Origin of the sequence: Paraliomyxa miuraensis, assembly GCF_026337845.1 — a bacterium.
In the GTDB taxonomy this organism is placed as follows: Bacteria; Myxococcota_A; Polyangia; order Nannocystales; family Nannocystaceae; genus Paraliomyxa; species Paraliomyxa miuraensis.
On record NZ_JAOVZF010000146.1, the window covers coordinates 228,841 to 246,804 of the forward strand.

General features: G+C 70.3%; 13 protein-coding genes. 10 read left to right on the forward strand and 3 right to left on the reverse strand.

Features of this window, described 5'->3' with window-relative positions:
- The first annotated feature begins 10 nt into the window (after nt 1-10).
- On the forward strand, nt 11-1,432 hold the full coding sequence (locus OEB96_RS13610; RefSeq protein ID WP_266216054.1) for a DUF1552 domain-containing protein: 1,422 nt from the start codon (nt 11-13) through the stop codon (nt 1,430-1,432).
- Nucleotides 1,433-1,453: 21 nt separating this feature from the next.
- Here the strand turns inward: OEB96_RS13610 and OEB96_RS13615 are convergent, their stop codons facing one another.
- Nucleotides 1,454-2,329, reverse strand: a complete 876-nt coding sequence (locus tag OEB96_RS13615; protein WP_266216055.1) for a hypothetical protein — start codon at nt 2,327-2,329, stop codon at nt 1,454-1,456.
- Nucleotides 2,330-2,696: 367 nt separating this feature from the next.
- On the opposite strand from OEB96_RS13615, the gene OEB96_RS46645 reads away from it, so the two are divergent.
- From OEB96_RS46645 to OEB96_RS13640, 5 genes are all read left to right on the forward strand, one after another.
- Nucleotides 2,697-3,314, forward strand: a complete 618-nt coding sequence (locus OEB96_RS46645; RefSeq protein WP_407674623.1) for a class I SAM-dependent methyltransferase — start codon at nt 2,697-2,699, stop codon at nt 3,312-3,314.
- Between the two features lie 746 nt (nt 3,315-4,060).
- Entirely contained in the window at nt 4,061-5,350 is a 1,290-nt protein-coding gene (locus OEB96_RS13625; protein ID WP_266216057.1) for a tetratricopeptide repeat protein, read from the forward strand.
- 84 nt (nt 5,351-5,434) lie between these two features.
- The gene (locus OEB96_RS13630) at nt 5,435-6,928 is read left to right on the forward strand and encodes an aromatic amino acid ammonia-lyase (RefSeq protein WP_266216069.1); all 1,494 of its coding nucleotides are present in this window, start codon (nt 5,435-5,437) and stop codon (nt 6,926-6,928) included.
- A 52-nt stretch (nt 6,929-6,980) separates the two neighbouring features.
- Nucleotides 6,981-8,636, forward strand: a complete 1,656-nt coding sequence (locus OEB96_RS13635) for an FG-GAP repeat domain-containing protein (RefSeq protein ID WP_266216070.1) — start codon at nt 6,981-6,983, stop codon at nt 8,634-8,636.
- On the forward strand, nt 8,633-10,150 hold the full coding sequence (locus tag OEB96_RS13640; RefSeq protein ID WP_266216058.1) for an outer membrane protein assembly factor BamB family protein: 1,518 nt from the start codon (nt 8,633-8,635) through the stop codon (nt 10,148-10,150). Before OEB96_RS13635 ends, OEB96_RS13640 begins: the two co-directional genes overlap by 4 nt.
- Before the next feature lie 28 nt (nt 10,151-10,178).
- Here OEB96_RS13640 and OEB96_RS13645 read toward each other — a convergent pair whose 3' ends face one another.
- Nucleotides 10,179-11,564, reverse strand: coding sequence for a hypothetical protein (locus OEB96_RS13645; protein WP_266216059.1), 1,386 nt, complete (start codon nt 11,562-11,564; stop codon nt 10,179-10,181).
- A 126-nt stretch (nt 11,565-11,690) separates the two neighbouring features.
- Between OEB96_RS13645 and OEB96_RS13650 the strand changes: the two genes are divergently transcribed.
- The 3 genes from OEB96_RS13650 to OEB96_RS13660 are packed head-to-tail and all read left to right on the forward strand — an operon-like array spanning nt 11,691 to nt 14,310.
- Nucleotides 11,691-12,716: an ABC transporter ATP-binding protein gene (locus tag OEB96_RS13650; RefSeq protein WP_266216071.1), complete on the forward strand. Its 1,026-nt coding sequence runs from the start codon at nt 11,691-11,693 to the stop codon at nt 12,714-12,716.
- Nucleotides 12,713-13,504: an ABC transporter permease gene (locus OEB96_RS13655; protein ID WP_266216060.1), complete on the forward strand. Its 792-nt coding sequence runs from the start codon at nt 12,713-12,715 to the stop codon at nt 13,502-13,504. The genes OEB96_RS13650 and OEB96_RS13655 overlap by 4 nt, the downstream gene beginning before the upstream one ends.
- 5 nt (nt 13,505-13,509) lie before the next feature.
- On the forward strand, nt 13,510-14,310 hold the full coding sequence (locus OEB96_RS13660) for an ABC transporter permease (RefSeq protein WP_266216061.1): 801 nt from the start codon (nt 13,510-13,512) through the stop codon (nt 14,308-14,310).
- A 213-nt stretch (nt 14,311-14,523) separates the two neighbouring features.
- Here the strand turns inward: OEB96_RS13660 and OEB96_RS13665 are convergent, their stop codons facing one another.
- Nucleotides 14,524-16,986, reverse strand: a complete 2,463-nt coding sequence (locus tag OEB96_RS13665) for a DUF4215 domain-containing protein (RefSeq protein ID WP_266216062.1) — start codon at nt 16,984-16,986, stop codon at nt 14,524-14,526.
- 566 nt (nt 16,987-17,552) lie between these two features.
- Here OEB96_RS13665 and OEB96_RS13670 point away from each other — a divergent pair.
- Nucleotides 17,553-17,813, forward strand: a complete 261-nt coding sequence (locus OEB96_RS13670) for a hypothetical protein (protein ID WP_266216063.1) — start codon at nt 17,553-17,555, stop codon at nt 17,811-17,813.
- The last annotated feature ends 151 nt before the right edge of the window (nt 17,814-17,964 follow it).

Below are 17,964 nucleotides of genomic sequence, written 5' to 3' on the forward strand. Positions count from 1 at the left end.
AGACCTCGCCATGACCCGCGCCAATTCCACCGCTTCCCGTCGCCGCCGCTCCACCAAGACCAGCCGCCGCACCTTCCTCGGCTCGCTGTGCAGCACCGCGGCTGCCGTTCCCTTCCTTCGCTCGTTCACCGTGGGCGCCCAGGACGATGGCCTCGTTCCGCTGCCCAAGGTGCTGTTCGTGGGCTTCCCCAACGGCCCCCTGGTGGGTCCCACGGGGGGCTCGGGCTACGCGGGCTGGCGGCCCGCGAGCGCGTCGGCCGGCGACACGCCGCTGCCGCTCGACGAGGCCGGCTTCCCGCACATCTTCAAGCCGCTGCACCCGTTCCGCGACCGTCTGGTGTTCCTGGAGAACATCGCGTGGATCGACGGCGCCAACCCTCATCGGCAGACCTCGGCGCTGCTGACCGGGCGCAGGCGCTACGTGGCGGGCGACATCAAGGACTACACCTCGACGGGGATCTCCATCGATCACTACCTCGCCAACCAGTTCGCGGGCGACCCCGACCTCGCCACCAACGTGCTCAACACCGCGTTCCGCATCCAGGGCTACGTGCCCGGCGAGAGCTACTGGTCGTACACCGGGCCCGGCGAGCGCGTGGAGCCGATTCAGAACCCCGTGGACACCTACCAGCGCGTGTTCGGTGAGGGCCTCGACCAGACCGAGCTCGAGCTGGTGATCGACCGGCGCAAGAGCGTGCTCGACGTGATCGCCAAGGACCTCGGCCGCATGATGAGCCGCGTGCCCGCGGCGGATCGCCCGCGGCTCGAGCAGCACCTCGACAGCGTGCACCAGGTCGAGCAATCGCTGCAGGCGGCGGTGTGCGAGGGAGGCGCCCCGCTGTCGGACTACGACTTCCTCGCGCACGCCAACGGCCCTCGCGTGATGCGGGACCACGCCGAGCTCATCGCCCAGGGCATGGCCTGTGGCCACACGCGCATCGCGACCCTCCAGTTCAGCGCCTTTGGTGGCCCCTGCCGCCCCGACTGGGCGGAGCTCGGCATCGCCCACTCCGGTCACGACGAGCACGCGATCTGCCACGCATTCGCCGGCATCGAGAGCCCTGGCGGCGGCCCGCTGTCGCAGCAGGCTGGTCGAGACCTCGGAGTCGCCAAGGAGGTTGCGTTCAGCAAGATGTTCGCCGACGTGCTCGCACGCCTCGAGGCCACGCCCGACATCGACGGCTCGTCGCTGCTCGACAACACCATGGTCGTCTACGTGCGCCCGATGGGCCGAAACCACGACTCCGACCGCATCCTCTGGATCGTGGCCGGTGGCGCGGGTGCGGGCGTGAACGGCGGGCGCTGGCTGCAGTTCGCCGACGACGAGAAGCACTACAACGACGTGCTGACCGCAGTGTGCAACCGCATGGGGCACCCGGTGGACACCTTCGGCGAGGCGCAGTTCTGCGACACCCCGGTGCCGCTGGGGTAGGCACGAGGCGGTCTCGTCCGCTCAGCGAAGCATCAGCCAGCGCGCCGCGAGCCCGACCACCGCGAGCACCACCCCGAGCACCAGCCAGCGCAAGGACCGAGGGCGGCTGGGTGCCTCGGCCTCGTGCTCTTCCTCGTCGACCGACGACTCCGAGAACGCGCCGCCCGAGGGCCGCGCCGCTTCCCTTGCGGCCTCCGCCTGGGCTTCCTTGGCTGCTGCCCGCGCGGCCGCCTCCTTTGCTGCCGTCTCTCGCTCGGCCGCGCGCACTCGGGCTTGTCGTTGCTGCTCGCGCCTTTCCTCTTCGAGTCGAAGCCACGCCTGCTCCAGCCAGTCGTCGGGAGGTGCGTAGCCCTCGACCACCTCGCGCAGGACGTTTCGCAGCCCCACGAAGCGCCTTGCGTCCTCGCGGATTGCTGCCCAGTCCGACGCATCCTCGCTCAGGCGGTTGCCCTTGGGTCGCTGGCCCGGCCCGATCTTGCCGCCTTCGACGACCGAGCCCACGTTGCGCCAGCCACGGCTCGTGCGCATCACCAGTCGTGCGCTCGGCTGCCCGCACACCCGCTCGAGCTCGGCCCACGACAGCCCCAGCAGCGAGCGCAGCACGATCGCATCGCGTCCCACCGGTCGCAGGTGCGCGAGGGCTCGCACTGCGTTCGCCTGCACCGCCGACAAGCCCTGCCCGTTGGGAGGTCGTCCTCCCGTGCGGCTGCGCTCGAGGCAGCGGTTGTGCCCGACTGCCAGCACCACCAGCCGCTCCGAGCCCGCCTCGAGCTCGTGGGCGTGGTCTTGCAGGTGCCCGAGGATCGTGGGTAGCAGCGCCCGTGCCCCCTCGGTCCCCAGCATTGCCACGCAGTAGCGATACAGCTCGGGCCCATGCTCTGCGAGCAGTCGTTCCACGAGAGCTCGGCGCTCTTGGGGTTCGGCGGTGGCTGGCACCGGGGTGAGGGGTTCCGATGGTGTCCGTGCGGTCACGGGCTCGCCAGTCTACCGCGGGCGTCTATCATCGTGGTCCGTGCCCGAGTCTTCGACCTCCGATCTCCCCGACGCGCGCTCTTGTCCCGCCTGCGGCTCATCGCGGTCGACCTGGGCCTTCGTGGTCGCTGGCTTCCCTCACGTGCGTTGTCGCGGCTGCGGCACCGTATTCGTCTCCCCCCTGCCTCCCCCTCGCGTGGTCCAGGCGACCTATCTCGATCCCGGGTATCATGGTGACGTTGCTGCGTCCGAGGAGCGCATGCGCGCCGAGGCGCAGGCGCGGGCCCGGGTCATGCACGATCGTGGTTGTCGTCGCGTGCTCGAGGTGGGTTGCGGTGCTGGTTTCTTCGTAGAGGCCTTGCTCGAGCTTGGCATCGACGCCGAGGGAGTCGACCCAGGCCCTCAGGCTCAGCGCGCCGCCGCCCGAGGCCTCCCGATCCACCCCATATGGCTCGAGGACCACCATCCTAGCGCCCCCTATGACGGTGTCGCCATGTTCGAGCTCCTCGAGCACCTACCCGAGCCCGTCGACGCCTTGCGCTGGTGTCATCGTTGGATGTCATCCCGTGCCACCCTTGCGCTCTCGACCCCGAGTGCCAGCGGCTTGCCTGCCCGCATCCTGGGTCGTCGCTTCCCCATGCTTTGTCCTCCCAACCACCTCGAGGTCTTCACGCGTCGGGGAGTAGCTGCTCTTCTCCAGCGCGGAGGTTTTCGCCCCTTCCGCTGGCAGAGCTTCTCCAACCTCGATCATGCCGCTCTCCAGCGCAGCCTCCAGCGTTTCTTCCTCGGCACTTCCCCCCCCGCCCAATGGGCCTCCGCCGCCATCGCCACCCTGGCCCACCCCCCCGTCCAGCTCATCGACCGCATCGGCCTAGGAATCTCCTTCGAGGTCTACGCCGAGAACCACTAACCGCCCCGACTCGCCGCGCCCCGATTCGCCGCACTCCGACTCGCACTCCGACTCGCCGCGCCCCGACTCGCCGCACTCCGACTCGCAGCGGCCCCCGATGTCCCTTGCCACGCCACGCCGATCGCAGCGTTGGTGTTTCCGCCCGCGCGCAGTTTGTAGCGCCGGTTCCAGGCCTTGGTCCTTCAACCATCGCGTAGCGCGGACGTACGCATTCGCGGGGCGCGACCAACTGTTTGAGCACGGGCGGAAACACCAACGCTGCGAAGAGGCGCCCCCGCCGTCACCTCCATCCGCCCGCCAGCCCCCGCCCCTCTCAACCCGCCCCCCCGCCCCGCCCCAGAACCAGAAAGGAAGGGCCGGGCTCGGACGAGCTCCCAACTCGTCCGCGCCCGGCCTCGTCACTCCGGCCCCGCATTCGGGCTCCCTCACCCTCCCGCACGGCCTCACTCGACGGCCCCTCGTCTCACTGACCAAGCAGGCCCCGACCACCACATCGGGCTCCCCTGCTCATCCGCGCCAGCGACCTCTGATCCCGCCGATGTCATCTACATTACACCAACTTTCCACGATGATCACGTCCCAAGTTGGATAACTAAGCCCCCCCTCCCGCCCCATTGAAGGCCAACTTCGTCAGGTTTCCACCCCCCACCCAACCTCGCCCCCCAAGATCCTGCACGAAATGTAGTACCGAGTAGGAAATCATCGCCACCCCGGTGTCTCTCCCTTGCAAGCAGGGGACGCCACCGATGACGACCGCACCGACGCCCGCCGATCGCATCCACCAAGCCGCCGCCTACCAGGCCCAGGCCGCCGCGTGGGCCGCCGCCGGCCGCCCCGATCACGCCGTACACCTCTACGTTGCCGCCCTCGACCTCCGCCCCGACGACGTCCGGGTGCGAATGATGCTCGCCGACTGCCTCGTCCGCTGCAATCGCCGCTCACCCGCCGCCGCCGAGTACCTCCGCGTCGCCGTCGCCTTCGGGCAGGCCCGCCGCGACGTCGAGGCGCTCGCATTGCTCCACCAGGTGATCAACCTCGACGCCAGCCAGCTGGTCTACGTGGTCGTGGCCGACGTGCTGCGCCGGATCGGCCGCCAGGCACGCCCCCTGTGTGCTCGCGCCGCCGAGGCCCACCTGCGAGCCGAGCGCTGGGCCGACGGCCTCAACATGCTGCGGCTGGGCGCCGAGATCGACGACCGCAACCCGGAGGTTCGCCGCACCCTCGCTCGGCTCTACCTCGGTCGCCACATGATCACCGAAGCCGTGACCTTGCTGGCCGAGGCCGGCCGCCTGCTGCTGGCCGCGGGCAACAACGCCGAGTACATCGAGGTCGCCGAGCTGATCCTCCAGCACGACCCGCGCCACCTCGAGACGCTTCGCGAGCTGCCGCGCGTGTACGTGCGCGTCGGCGAGGCCCAGCGCGCCGTGGTCAGGCTCGCCGACCTCATGCGCGTCAGCCCTGGCGACACCATCGGCTACGAGACCCTGGCCCAGACGTTTGCGGCGATCGGTCGCGTGCCCACGGCGCTGTCGGTGCTCGAGCGCCTGGTCACCGAGCTGCGCTCGACCGGGCGCACCGCTCAGGCCGATGCGATCATCGGTCGTGCGCTGGGGTGGCGTCACGACGATCCCGGGTTCGTCGAGGCGGTGCGAGCGCTGCGTGCCCCCCGGCGGGTCACCCCGCCTCCGGTGCCCCGCCCTTCGCGACCGACCACCGCCGAGGGCACGGTGGTGCTCGACATCCGCGACCTCATGGTTGCCGAGGCCAAGGCCGAGGCCACTCAGATCATCGATCTCGGCGACATCGAGCTCGAGGAGGACACCCAGGTCCATCGCCGGATGACCGCCGACGTGGTGGAGCTGGTGCTCGACGAGGACTCGGCTGAGCTGGGAGACCGCCGCCGCTCGGGCACTCCCCCGCTGCCGCCCGCCCGCTCGGTCGTGTCGCCCGCTCGCCCTGCTCCCGCGGCGCGGCCCCGCCGTGGTGCAGTCCTCCCTCCGCCGCCTCGCGCGGTGGCTCGCGCGGTCGGGTGGTAGCGCGGCGGGATCCGGCTCGCATCCAGCACGGCGTCTAGTAGGATCTCGGGCACCTGCCCCGGTTCCTTCCCGGGGTCCGTGCCCATGGTCAGCGAGAGCGCCGTCCTCTTCAAGCTCGGGACCCACCCGGTCACGCCCAGCGACGTCGTGGGCCTCGCCGATGGGCGCTATCGCGCGGTGCTCGACGAGGACGACGCCCACCGCAAGCGACTGCGACGCGGAGCCGAGATCGTCACGCGCCGGCTCGAGGCGGGCGACGCCCTGACCGGGCTGCTCGACGGCACCGAGCACCAGCCCGACGACGCCTGGGGTCTGATCCAGCGCCACACCACCGCGACCGAGCCGATGCTGCGCGACCGCGAGTCGGCGGCGGTGTTGGCCGTGCGCCTGGTGGTGCTGGCGCGCGGCTACTCGGGCGTTCGCCTCGAGGTGCTCGAGCTGCTGTGCGAGCTGCTCAACCGACGGGTACTGCCGAGGATCCCCGCGAGCACCCCGGGCTCGGGCGACGGCGGGCTGGTGCCCATGTCGTACGTGGCGGCCACGCTGCTGGGCAAGCGCGAGGTGAGCTACCTGGGCCGGGTGGTGCTGGCCACCGAGGGCCTGCGCGCGGCTCGGCTCCAGCCCGTGGAGCTGCGGCCGAGGGAGGCCATGGCCATCATGAGCGGCACGTCCATGGCCACCGGTCTGGGCTGCCTGGGCTGGGATCGTGCGCGTCGCCTGGCCCGGTTCTCCACGGCGCTGATTGCGATGGCCTACGACGTGACCCAGGGCAACCCGCGTCACCTCGATCCGCGCCTCGACGGGCTCAAGCCCCACGAAGGCGTGCGCACGGCGGCGCAGTGGCTGCGCGAGGACATCGAGCAGAGCAAGCGCGGCGACGAGCGCAAGCCCGTGGATCCCGGGGTGCTGCGCTGCGCCCCGCAGGTGCTGGGCGTGCTGGTCGACGCGGCACGCAGCACCGCCGCCACGCTCGAGGTGGAGCTCGCCAGCGTCAGCGACGCCCCGGTGGTGCACCCCACCACCGGCGAGCTGCTGGTGGGGGGCAACAGCCACGGGGCCCACGTGGCCTACGTGCTCGACGGGCTCAAGAGCGCCGTGGCCGCGACGGCCAGCTTGCTCGAGTGCTCGCTGGCCCTGGTCTGCGATCCCGATGCGAGCCGGGGCCTGCCTCGCGATCTGGTGGCCGACCCGGCCACGGGCCGCCCGGGCTTTCGCTCGCTGCGGTCGAGCGCCGCGGGGCTCGCGGCACAGGTCCGCAAGCATGCCCTCCCCGGCACCGGCTTCCTCACGGCGCTCGGCCCCGAGCACGACCTGCCCTGTCCCGCCCAGCTCGCGGCCATCGACTGCCTGCGCGTGCTGTCGCTGGCCGAGACGATCGCCTCGATCGTGGCCCTGGCCATGTGTCAGGCGGTGGATCTGCGCGACGGCCAGGGCTGTCATCGCCGCGCCAGTGCGCTCTACGGGGCCGTGCGTCAGCTGGTGCCCATGCTCACCGAGGATCGTGCGCAGGACCGCGACGTGGTGACCGTGCTGGAGCTGTTCCGCGCCGGCCTGCTGCCGCTGGGCTCCTTCGACTGATGGAGTCGGAGGCGAGGCCTCGCGGAAGCTGGTAGGGTGACGGGCCGTGAGCATGCGCTGCCCTCGCTTCGGGATGCAGTGGTTGGGCGCCCTGGCGGTGCTGTGTGCGGTGGGCTGCGCCGACGAGTCCGCAGACGTCGTGCGCAAGACCATCGGGATCGACGGTGGCCTCATCAGCTCGCACGACGAGGTGCTGACCCTCGTGTTCCAGCCCGGCGCGCTCACCCGCGACCACGAGATCGAGATCTTCCCCAGCGACGAGCCCCCGCTCGTGTTCGGCCCCGCCTATCGCGTCAAGCCCGACATCGAGCTGTTGGTCGACGTGGAGGTCACCTACCGCCGCGCGCTGCCCAACGACACCGAAGCGGTCGCCGTGGCGGCGATCCGCCTCGACGACTACACCGCGGAGGAGGGTCACTGGGTGCCGCTGCCGCGGCTGACGATCGACGTGGCCTCGGGAGCGCTGCTGGCCAGCGACTCCGAGCTGTCGCTCTACTACGGCATGCTCGAGGGCAGCGGGGGGATCACCACCGCCACGACCACGAGCGACACCGGCCAGGGACCGGGCGGGCCGACCGATGGCAGCGGCGAGGAGACCACCGCGGGCACGACCGACGAGCCCACCACGAGCGATCCCACCACCGCGCCCGGCTGTGGAGACGGCTCGGTGGAGCCCGGCGCGCCGTGCTTCGGGAGCACCGACTTCACCATGGGCGGAGCGCCCGTCGGCGTGGCGCTGGGCGACTTCGACGGCGATGGCGACCTCGACGTGGCCACGGCCAACGCCGAGGGCAGCTACAGCGTGCGCCTGGGCAACGGGCAGGGCGGCCTGGGGACCGAGCTGGGCGACGCCGTCGGCACCGGGCCCACCGCGATCGGGGCCGGTGATCTCGACGGGGCGATGGGCGACGACCTCGTGATCGTCGCGGCGGGCGCGGGCCAGATGGCCCTGCTGCAATCGCAGGGCGACGGCACCTTCTCGCTGATCCCGGTGCCGCTGTCCGAGAGCGACCCGGCCGCGGTGCTCCTGGCCGATCTGACCGACGACGGCGGGCCCGACATCGTGATCGCCAACCGCGGGAGCGGCTCGATCACCTACTTCTCGTTCATGGGAGGCCTGGGCGGCGAGACCGTCTACTCGGCGGGGATGGTGGCCGCGCCCGCGGGGCTGGCCTACGGCCAGTTCGATCTCGACAACGACATGTTCGAGGACGTGTTCGCGTTTGGTGGGGGCAGCTACTCGGCCCTGCCCGGCGATGGCTTCGGGCTCGCCGACGCGCCCGTGGGCGGCTCGCTGGGCACGGACCTGCGCGGGGCGGTGGGCGGCTCGCTGGGCGGAACCGACGCGGGGGATGCGGCGGTGGCCGATCACGCCGAGGGAGGCGTGTACGTGCTGCTGGGCAGCGGAGCGCCCAATGGCTTCACCGCCATGGACTTCCATGCCACCGGGGCCGGGGCCATCGACGTGGCCGCGGGCGACGTGACCGGCGACGGCGAGATCGATCTGGTCGTGGCCAACCAGGATGACGACACGGTGACCGTGCTCGAGAAGACCGGCGCCAGCAGCTGGGGCAACGCCACCGACGTCGCCGTGGCCGGGGGTCCCTCGGGCGTGGCGGTGGGCGACCTCGACGGGGATGGGATCGCCGACATCGTGGTGTCGTGCGAGACGGGCAATGCCATCACCGTGCTGATCTCGAACCCATGAGCCGGACGAGGGCATGGCTTCTTGGGGCGACGGCCGGGCTGGCCTGCACGGTCGGCCGCGGGCCGCAGCCGCAGGAGCCGCGGCCGGTGCCTCCGTCTGCGGTGGCCGGCGACTCTCGATCCGAGCCGCCGCCCTCGTTGCCGCCCGAGCCTCGCGAGCCCCCGCGGCTGCTCACCGATCCGGGATCGGGCGTGTTCGTGGCGTGGTCGGGAGCGGCGGCCGCCTCGGCGGTGGCGGGCTCCGAGCTGGTGGTCGTCGAGACCGACCTCCGCCACCTCTCGGCCTACGACTGGCGCGACGGTGAGCCACGCTGGCGCATCGAGCTGCCGGTGAGCCCGGCGGTGCGGATCCGCGGCCTGGACGATCGCGTGCTCCTGCACGACGGCGATCGCGTGGTCGTGGTCGAGGCCGCGCGCGGGCGGGTGCTCGGTCGCCACCCGGCTCCCGTCTCCAGTGCCTGGCCCCAGGGACACGAGACGCAGCTGCGGCAGGGCGCGTGCGCGTGGGTGGGCCAGTGCGGGATCCAGGCGTTCGACTGCGCCGATGGAGCACCCCGCGGGCCCTACCTGGCCTCGGAGCAGCTCCACCTCTACGGCATGTCGGACGACCCCAGCGAGCACAGCACCTCGTGCACCCCCGAGCCCTGGTTGCTCGGAGCGTTCGGTGAGGCCACGGTCGTGGTGGCCAGCGCGCCCGCGGGCGGGGCCTCGGCGAGCGGATCCGCGGGTGGTCCGGCGCTGCTGGGGCTCGACCGCGAGCGCGGCGAGGTGGTGTGGCAGCAGGCCCTCGCCGAGGGCGAGGCCAGCGTGGGCGCGACGCCCGACGGCGCGTGCTGGCTCGTCGATCGCGAGTCCGACGATGCCCGGCTGCGGGTGCTCGACTGCGCCAGCGGGCAGCCGCGCTGGGAGCGAGCGCTGGGGGCGGGCACGCTGGAGATCCACGGCATCGACGGGAGCGTGGTGGTCGGCAAGGAGCAGGGCGGGCGCTGGCGCGTGAGCGCTCATGCGACCGCCGATGGTCGCCCGCAGTGGAGCGCCCGCCTCGCTCGACGTCAGCGTCCGCTGTTTCCCGAGGGTCCGATCCCGGGCGCCCAGACGCCGGGCACGAGGCGATCCTATGGGCTCGTGGATCCGTCCGAGGGACGCGTGGTGGGCGAGCTGGTGGCGGGTCGCGAGGAGAGCCTGTGGCGCGATCCCATGGGGGGGTTCGTGCTGATCGGTCGCGACCTCCGCGAGCTCGATCGCGAGGGACGCCTCGTGCGGCAGCGGCCGTTCACGGCGGCACGGGTCTACGCGGTGACCGCCGCGCACGTGCTCGTGCACGAGGGGGAGGCGATCGAGATCTTCGATCGCGATCAGCTGCGCGAGCGCGCTCGGCTCGAAGGGCGGCTGTCGATCGACGCGACGGCCAAGCTGCCCGACGATCGCCTGCTGCTGCAGCGCCACGGCGAGGACGGGGTCGCGCTGCTGCTCGGGCTCGATCCACCCGCCCGCGGCGCCGGGCGCCGCGAGTGATCGGCGTACGGGCGGCCCCGCCCCGCCGTCACGGACACTCGCTCTGGCCGATCCCGTCGGCGAAGAACGGCACCATGTACGTGTTCAGCACGGACCCGCCCATGTCGAATTCGATCACCGTGTTGCTCTGGGTGCCGGTGCCACCCTCCGAGTTGGTCACCAGCCCGAAGAAGTGGCCCGAGGCCTGGTGATAGGCGAAGTCGACCACGTTGGTGTTGACGCCCATGCCCATCGGGTTGGCGATCATCTGCTGGAAGGCGAACGCGGCGTCGTAGCGCACGAAGTAGGAGTTGGCCCCGTTCCAGAAGCTCGCCCAGAACTGCACGCCATCGGTGGCCATGCCCTGCCCGATGCCGTTGCCCGTGGCCAGCGAGCCCTGCTCCACGCCGGCCTGGGAGTACCAGTGCAGCGTGGCGTCGTTGCGGCTCATCACCACGATGTCGCCGTTGTACACGGTGATGTGCTTGGGATAGGCGTAGGGAGTGGGGTACTGCGAGTCGAGGCCCATGCCCGCGCCGGGGGTGAACGAGCCGAAGTAGTCGGCGGAGTGCCAGGGGATCCACGCCGAAGGCGAGCCCTCGGCGAGGTTGCAGTCCACGTCGTTGGCATCGGTCGAGTGGTAGAGCGACGTCATCCCCGTGATGGGATCCCACTGCCAGATGTTCGGAGAGTTGCGCTCCGTCAGCAGGAACATGCCCATCGACGGCGGCACGCAGCCGCCGTTGATGCACTCCTCGTCCACCGCGCAGGTGGTCATGCAGTTGCCACAGGTGGCCGGGTTGGTCAGGTCGGTCTCGCAGCCGTCGGCGAGCAGATCGTCGTTGCAGTCGCCGGTGCCCTCGAGGCAGGTCGCCGTGCACGCCGAGCAATCGAATCCCGGGCCGTCTTGCTCGCACTGCTCGCCCGCGGTGGGGTTGATGGTCCCGTCGCCGCAGGCGGCCGGCGTGCAGTCGGCATCGCAGGTGGCGCTCTCGCCCTCGTCGTCGCAACCCTCTTCGCCCGCCCACAGCAGGCCGTCGCCGCAGATCGCCTGGAGGCAGGCGCTGGTGCAGGCGTGCGTGTTGCCGTTGTCGGGGCCGTCGTCGCACTCCTCGTCGCCCTCGACCACGCCGTTGCCACACACCGCATCGGCGCCGCTCGAGGAATCGAGGCCGGGATCGGTGGTGGTCGACGTGCCCTCGCCTTCGCCCTCGGTCTCCGTCGTGGGATTGCCGCTCGTCGTCGGATCGATGGGTCCGGTGGTGCTCGGATCGAAGGTCGGGTCGGTGGTGGTGACGGTCTCGCTCTGGTCGGGATTGAAGCAGCCGACCAGCGTGGGTAGCAGCGCGAGGCCCAGGCCCACGCGAGGGCGGGGCGCGGGCGTGGTCCTTGGCTCCGAGGTGGAGCTCGGGGTGACGATGGTGGAGCGTGGCATGGTGGACTCGAGGGGAGCCCGAAGAGTACAGGGTCTCGCGCTTCGACGGGCCGCTCGTCGACGGGCGCGTGGTCGCACCTCGAGTGTGGCGGTCAGGCTCGTCGAGGGATACCTTCCCGCGTGGCCATGGCCCAGATCGTCGTCGAGGACCTGCGCAAGCGCTTCGTCGTGGCCGAGCGGCGCGCGGGCATGCTCGGAGCGCTCGCTGGGGTCGTGCGTCGTCGACATCGCGTGGTCGAGGCGCTCGCCGGCGTGGGCTTTCGGGTCGACGAGGGCGAGCTGGTCGGCTACATCGGGCCCAACGGCGCGGGCAAGTCCACCACCGTCAAGGTGCTCGCGGGGATCCTCGTGCCCGACGGCGGTCGCTGCGAGGTGCAGGGGCGCGTGCCCTGGCTCGAGCGCGTCGAGCACGTGGCCCGCATCGGCGTGGTGTTCGGGCAGCGCACCCAGCTGTGGTGGGATCTGCCGGTGGTGGAGTCCTTCGAGCTGCTGCGCGAGATCTACCGCGTCGATCGCCAGCAGTACCGGGTGCGCCTCGATGCCTTGGTGAACGCGCTCGACGTGGGGGCCGTGCTCGACGTTCCGGTGCGTCAGCTCAGCCTGGGCCAGCGCATGCGCTGCGACGTGGTCGCGGCGCTGCTGCACGCCCCGCAGCTCTTGTTCCTCGACGAGCCCACCATCGGCCTCGATGCTCCCGCCAAGCTCGCCGTGCGCGAGTTCGTGCGCCGGCTCAATCGCGAGCGCGGCACCACGGTGATCCTCACCACCCACGACATGGACGACATCGAGGCGCTGTGCTCGAGGGTGGTGGTGATCGACCACGGACGGATCTCCTGCGACGGCAGCCTCGATCACCTGCGCGAGCGCGCCGGGGTGGGCCGTCGCATCATCGTGGACCTCGAGCGCGACGAGCCGCTCGCACCCACCGACGCGCGCGTGGTCTCGCGCGAGGGCACGCGGGTGGTGCTCGCCTTCGATCCCGTGCGTACGCCCGCGGCGGCGCTCGTGGCCCGCATCACCCGGGAGCATGCGGTGCGCGACTTGTTCGTGGAGAATCCGCCCATCGAGGAGATCGTGGCGCGGCTCTACGGCGAGGCCGATGCGCGCGGCGAGGCCGAGCCCCGCCCCGAGCCACGCGAGGACCCGTCATGAGGGCCTACGTGGCGATCTTCGAGGCCCGCTTCCGGGCGCTCTTGCAGTATCGCGCCGCGGCCCTGGCGGGCCTGGCCACGCAGGTGTTCTGGGGCCTGGTGCGGGTGATGATCTTCACCGCCTTCTATGCATCGAGCACCGGTGCGCAGCCCATGACCCTGCCCGAGGTGATCACCTACGTGTGGCTCACCCAGGCGCTGCTGATGATGCTGCCGTGGCGGCCCGACCCCGACGTGGAGCAGCTCATCCGCAGCGGCAACGTGGCCTACGAGCTGGTGCGCCCCGTCGATCTCCATGGCCTGTGGCTGGCCCGTGCGGTGGCCCAGCGCACCGCGCCCGTGCTCTTGCGGTGCCTGCCGATGGTCGTCCTGGCCTACAGCGTGTTCGGCATGGCGGGGCCCGCGGGTCCCCTGCCCGCGCTCGCGTTCGCGGTGTCGCTGTGTGCCACCGTGGCGCTGTCGGCCGCCCTCACCGCGCTCTTGTCGGTGTCCACGTTCTTCACCCTCACCGGTCGCGGACTCCACAGCCTCGTGATCGGCGTGCTCAACCTGATGTCGGGGGCGATCATCCCGCTGCCGCTGCTGCCCGAGTGGATCCAGCCGCTCGTTCGGGTGCTGCCGTTTCGCGGGCTCCTCGACACCCCCTTTCGTCTCTACATGGGGCACCTGCCGCCCGAGGCCGCGCTGCAGGCCGTGGGGCACCAGCTGCTGTGGACCGTGCTGCTGGTGCTCGCGGGTCGCTGGCTGCTCGCGCGTGCGCTGCGGCGCGTGGTGGTGCAAGGGGGATGAGCGCCATGCTCGAGTCGCTGCGGGTCTATGGATGCTACGTGGCCGTCGCCTTGCGCGGGCAGCTGCAGTACCGCGGCTCGGTGGTGATGGGGGCGCTCGGCAACCTCATGGTCACCGGCGTGGAGCTGTTTGGCCTGTGGGCCCTGTTCGATCGCTTCGGCCAGATCCAGGGCTGGACCCTGGCCGAGGTCGCGCTGCTCTACGGCATGGCCAACGTCTCGCTCGCGCTGGCCGAGATCGTGGGACGCGGGTTTCGGGTGTTCGATCAGCTCGTCAAGAGCGGAGACTTCGACCGCCTGCTGCTGCGGCCGCGCGGTACCGCCTTTCAGGTCGCGGCCCAGCACTTCGAGCTCGCCCGCGTTGGCCGGCTGATCCAGGGTCTTGCCGTGCTGGTCTACGCCTTGGTTGCGCAGGGGCTCTTGCGGCCCGGGGCCGAGCTGGTCCTCGTGGTCGGTTCGATCGTGGGTGGCGCGTGCACCTTCATGGGCGTGTTCGTGCTGCAGGCCACCGTTGCGTTCTTCACCATCGAGAGCCTCGAGCTGTTTGCGATCATCACGTATGGCGGTGTGGAGACGGCACAGTATCCGCTGTCGATCTACGGTGATGGATTGCGGCGGTTCTTCACGTGGGTGGTTCCGCTGGCCTTTGCCAACTTCGTACCCGGTGTGGTGGTGCTGGGGCGACCCGAACGCTTTGGGCCCGAGTGGTTGGCGTGGGCCTCGCCGCTGGTGGGGGTGGGGTTCTTTTGGGTGTGCCTTCGGGTGTGGCGGGTGGGGGAACGGTACTATCGGTCTACGGGGAGCTGAGGGGGTGTTTTGGGAGGTCCGTAGCTCTGCGCTACTTGCGCCAAATCGGCAAACGTTTGCCGATTTGGGCAGCTGGGAAGCCCCAGCGACTGGGGATGACCATCGGTCGAGCCGCCCTCCGCGGAGAGGAAGCCTTCGCCGTCGGCGGTGAGGAACACGGGATCCTCGTCGATGGCATGGATCATGGTGGTGAAGCCCTCGAAGTCCAGCTCATCAAAGGTATGACACCGACCCGGCCGAGCTCGGGGTTTCGTTGTCGCCGATGTACATCGTGTAGCCGTAGCCGAGCGCGCCAGCGCCGTTGTTGCCCCAGCAGCGGATCGTCGCGCCACTCCGCGCACAGCTGTGAGAGGCGAAGCCGCCGATGCTCAGATCGTCCGCGTCGATGCCGAGATCGATGAAGCCGTAGCTCGACGGCAGCTCGTCGTCGCCGAGGTGCGCCGTCGAGGCTTGGCCGTTGCGACCCTCGCTACCAAAGCCCCAACATTTCACTTCGGTCTCGACGCGCACGCAGGTGCTCTCGTAGCCTGCTGACAGCTGATCGACATCGCCTCCGACGCTGACGGTGCCGAGGGAGCTCGGGAGCTCGTCGTCGCCGATGTCGAGGGTGTTGCCATAGCCGAGTTGCCCGGAGGGGTTGGCACCCCAGCAGCGAATGGTGTCGTCTTCGTGGCGCACACACACGTGACGGAAGCCCGCGGAGATATCGACGACCGGCGTGTTGCCGAGGCTGATCGCAGGGACGCTGCTCGGGAGCTCGGTGTCGCCGATATGCACGGTGTGGCCGAGGCCGAGCTGGCCGTAGTCGTTGCGTCCCCAACAACGGACCGCGCCGGAGTCGAGCAGCGCGCAGGTGAAGTAGCCGCCGGCGCTGAGCTTGGCCACCGTGCCGCCGAGGCTGACGGTGCCGGCGATCGCCGGTGTTTCGTCGTCTCCGATGTTGTTGGAGTGGCCGTAGCCGAGCTGGCCGTAGCCGTTGTAGCCCCAGCAGCGCACGGTCCCTTGATCGGTCAATGCACAAGTGTGGAAGTAACCACCCGTGACCGCGACAGCGTCGTCGCCGAGGTCGACCGAACCGACACTGGATGGGAGTTCGTTGTCGCCAATGTTCTCGACGTTGCCGTAGCCGAGCCGACCGAGGTTGCCGTGCCCCCAGCACTTCAACGAGGCGTCATCCAGGAGCACGCAGGTGTGCCAGGTGCCGGCCGTGATGTCGACCGCGGTGCCGCCGATGTCGACGGTGCCGACGCTGGAGGGGAGCTCGTCGTCGCCAATGTGGTCGGTGTTGCCGTAGCCGAGCCGACCGGAGCTGCCGTTCCCCCAGCACTTGACCTGTCCGCTCCACAACAGCACGCAGATGTGCTGGCCACCAGCCGCGATCTTCATGGCACCGACCGAGGTCGTACAGTCGTTCTCGCAGCCGTCGCCACCGTTCATGTTGCCGTCGTCGCAGTTCTCGTTGTTGGTCCATACGAAGCCGTCGCCGCAGCTGGCGGCCACGCAGGTGGTCAGGCAGGCGTCGGTGTTCTGGAGATCACCGTCGTCACAATCCTCGCCGCCCTGGACGATTCCGTCGCCACAGACGGCCAGCGTACAGGCGTTGGTGCAGGCATCGTCGTCGACGAGGTTGGCGTCGTCGCATTCTTCCACGCCGACCCACACGAACCCGTCGCCGCAGGCGGCCGGGTCGCACGTGGTGGGACAGGCGTCGGAATCGACGAAGTTGCCGTCGTCGCAGGTCTCCACACCCGCATGGATTGCACCGTCGCCGCAGCTGGCGAACTGGCAGGTGTTGATGCAGGCGTCGGTGTCGTCGAGGTTGGCGTCGTCGCACTGCTCCACGCCGGCCCAGGCGATGCCGTCGCCGCACATCGCGGGCATGCACGAGTTGGTGCAGTCATCGGTGTCGTCGAGGTTGGCGTCATCGCACTGCTCCACGCCGGCGTGGAGGTGGCCGTCGCCACAGATCGCGAGCGCGCAGGTGCTGGTGCAGTCATCGGTGTCGTCGAGGTTGGCGTCGTCGCACTGCTCTCCGGCCTGGACGATCCCATCCCCGCAGTCGGGGAGGACGCAGCCGTTGGTGCAGTCGTCGTCGTCGATGAGGTTGCCGTCATCACACTGCTCGACGCCGGCCCACACGACTCCATCGCCACAGCTGGCGGCGACGCAGGTGGTCAGGCAGTCATCGGTGTCGTCGAGGTTGGCGTCGTCGCAGGTCTCCATGCCGGCCCACGTGAAGCCGTCGCCGCAGCTGGCGGAGACGCAGGTGCTCGGGCAGTCATCGGTGTCGTCGAGGTTGGCGTCGTCGCACTGCTCGCCGCGGTCGACCACACCATCGCCGCAATGACCCCCGGTGTCGGTGCCCGTCTCGTCGACGCCCTCGGTGGTGTCGGCCCCCTCGGTGGTGTCAGCCCCCTCGGTGGTGTCAGCCCCCTCACAAACGCAGGGATCGTAGGCCGAGCCATCGGGCAAGCAGACCTGGACGCCCAGGTCGGCTCCCGTGCAGGCGCAGGAGATCGACTGCCCGGGTACGCAGGCCGCGTCGCTGTCCGTCTCGCTTCCATCGGAGGTGCTGGTGTCGGTATCGGTCGACATCGTGGCCACGGGGTCGGCGTCGGGACATCCGGCGAGGAACGTGGACAGCGCGATGAAGAAGGATGGGCGAAACTGGGCCATGGGTGGGTCCTGCAAGCGGCAAATGGAGGCTCGAAGGGCTTGCTCGACGAGTAGTTCGTTTCGGGTGCGCCGAGTGATCCCGAATTTCTTCCGTGGGCGGCATCACGTTTCGCGGCGACGGTGTGCGGTCGGCGAGGCCCAGGTTCTCGTGAGACACGCGGCACTCCGGGTCGCGCCGTCTCGAATGCTCGACCCGTCCGAGGGGTCCCGCGCACATTCCGACGAGGGTCGGTGATCTTCGAGCCCAGCCCGCGAAGCCGGTGAGCGTGCTCTCCAGCACGCGGGGCGAGGACGCGAGCTCGGAGAGCTCCTGCTCGAGCTGCTTGCGGACCGTGACTTCAAGCCGGAGAACGTGATCGTGGGCGACGACGGGCGCACGCGCGTGCTCGACTTCGGCCTCGCGCGGGCGCCCGGCTCCGGCTCTGGCTCGTGGCGAGACGGGGACGAACCCCAGACGAGCGATGGACGGGCCACCAGCGGAGAGGGCCACGAGCTGTTGACGACGGAGGGCGCGCTGCTCGGCACGCCCGCTTACATGGCCCCGGAGCAGCTGCGCGGCGAGCCCTGTGACGCTCGCAGCGATCGGCGAGTTCTGGAACCAGACGCGGGTGATTGCGAACCGCTCGGGTACGCTCGAGATCGAGAACGAGAGTGGTGACGATGTGACGCTGGTGTTCGTCAACGGCGCTGGTTCGAAGCTCGAGATCCCCGTCGCCTCCAAGGGCCTCATCAGCATCGGAATCGGATCGGACTACACCCTGTCGGGAGGTAGCCTGACCATCGATGGCTCGAGCGCAGACCGCATAGACCTCGACATCACACCGTGACGATCTCCCGGGCGCCCGGGAGAGGGCGCCCGGGAGAGCGCCCGAGACCGATGCTCGGGCGCCCTCGCGTGCTCGGCCAGCCTAGTACGCCGAGATCGTGATGTCGTCCACGTTGATCCAGTCGGAGTCGTTCGAGGCATCGCAGCGGAAC

Coding starts and splice junctions, on each gene's coding strand:
- OEB96_RS46645 (WP_407674623.1), top strand. CDS start 2,697: ATGCACGATCGTGGTTGTCGTCGCGTGCTCGAGGTGGGTTGCGGTGCT.
- OEB96_RS13655 (WP_266216060.1), top strand. CDS start 12,713: ATGAGGGCCTACGTGGCGATCTTCGAGGCCCGCTTCCGGGCGCTCTTG.
- OEB96_RS13645 (WP_266216059.1), bottom strand. CDS start 11,564: ATGCCACGCTCCACCATCGTCACCCCGAGCTCCACCTCGGAGCCAAGG.
- OEB96_RS13640 (WP_266216058.1), top strand. CDS start 8,633: ATGAGCCGGACGAGGGCATGGCTTCTTGGGGCGACGGCCGGGCTGGCC.
- OEB96_RS13630 (WP_266216069.1), top strand. CDS start 5,435: ATGGTCAGCGAGAGCGCCGTCCTCTTCAAGCTCGGGACCCACCCGGTC.
- OEB96_RS13660 (WP_266216061.1), top strand. CDS start 13,510: ATGCTCGAGTCGCTGCGGGTCTATGGATGCTACGTGGCCGTCGCCTTG.
- OEB96_RS13610 (WP_266216054.1), top strand. CDS start 11: ATGACCCGCGCCAATTCCACCGCTTCCCGTCGCCGCCGCTCCACCAAG.
- OEB96_RS13650 (WP_266216071.1), top strand. CDS start 11,691: ATGGCCCAGATCGTCGTCGAGGACCTGCGCAAGCGCTTCGTCGTGGCC.
- OEB96_RS13665 (WP_266216062.1), bottom strand. CDS start 16,986: ATGGCCCAGTTTCGCCCATCCTTCTTCATCGCGCTGTCCACGTTCCTC.
- OEB96_RS13625 (WP_266216057.1), top strand. CDS start 4,061: ATGACGACCGCACCGACGCCCGCCGATCGCATCCACCAAGCCGCCGCC.
- OEB96_RS13635 (WP_266216070.1), top strand. CDS start 6,981: ATGCGCTGCCCTCGCTTCGGGATGCAGTGGTTGGGCGCCCTGGCGGTG.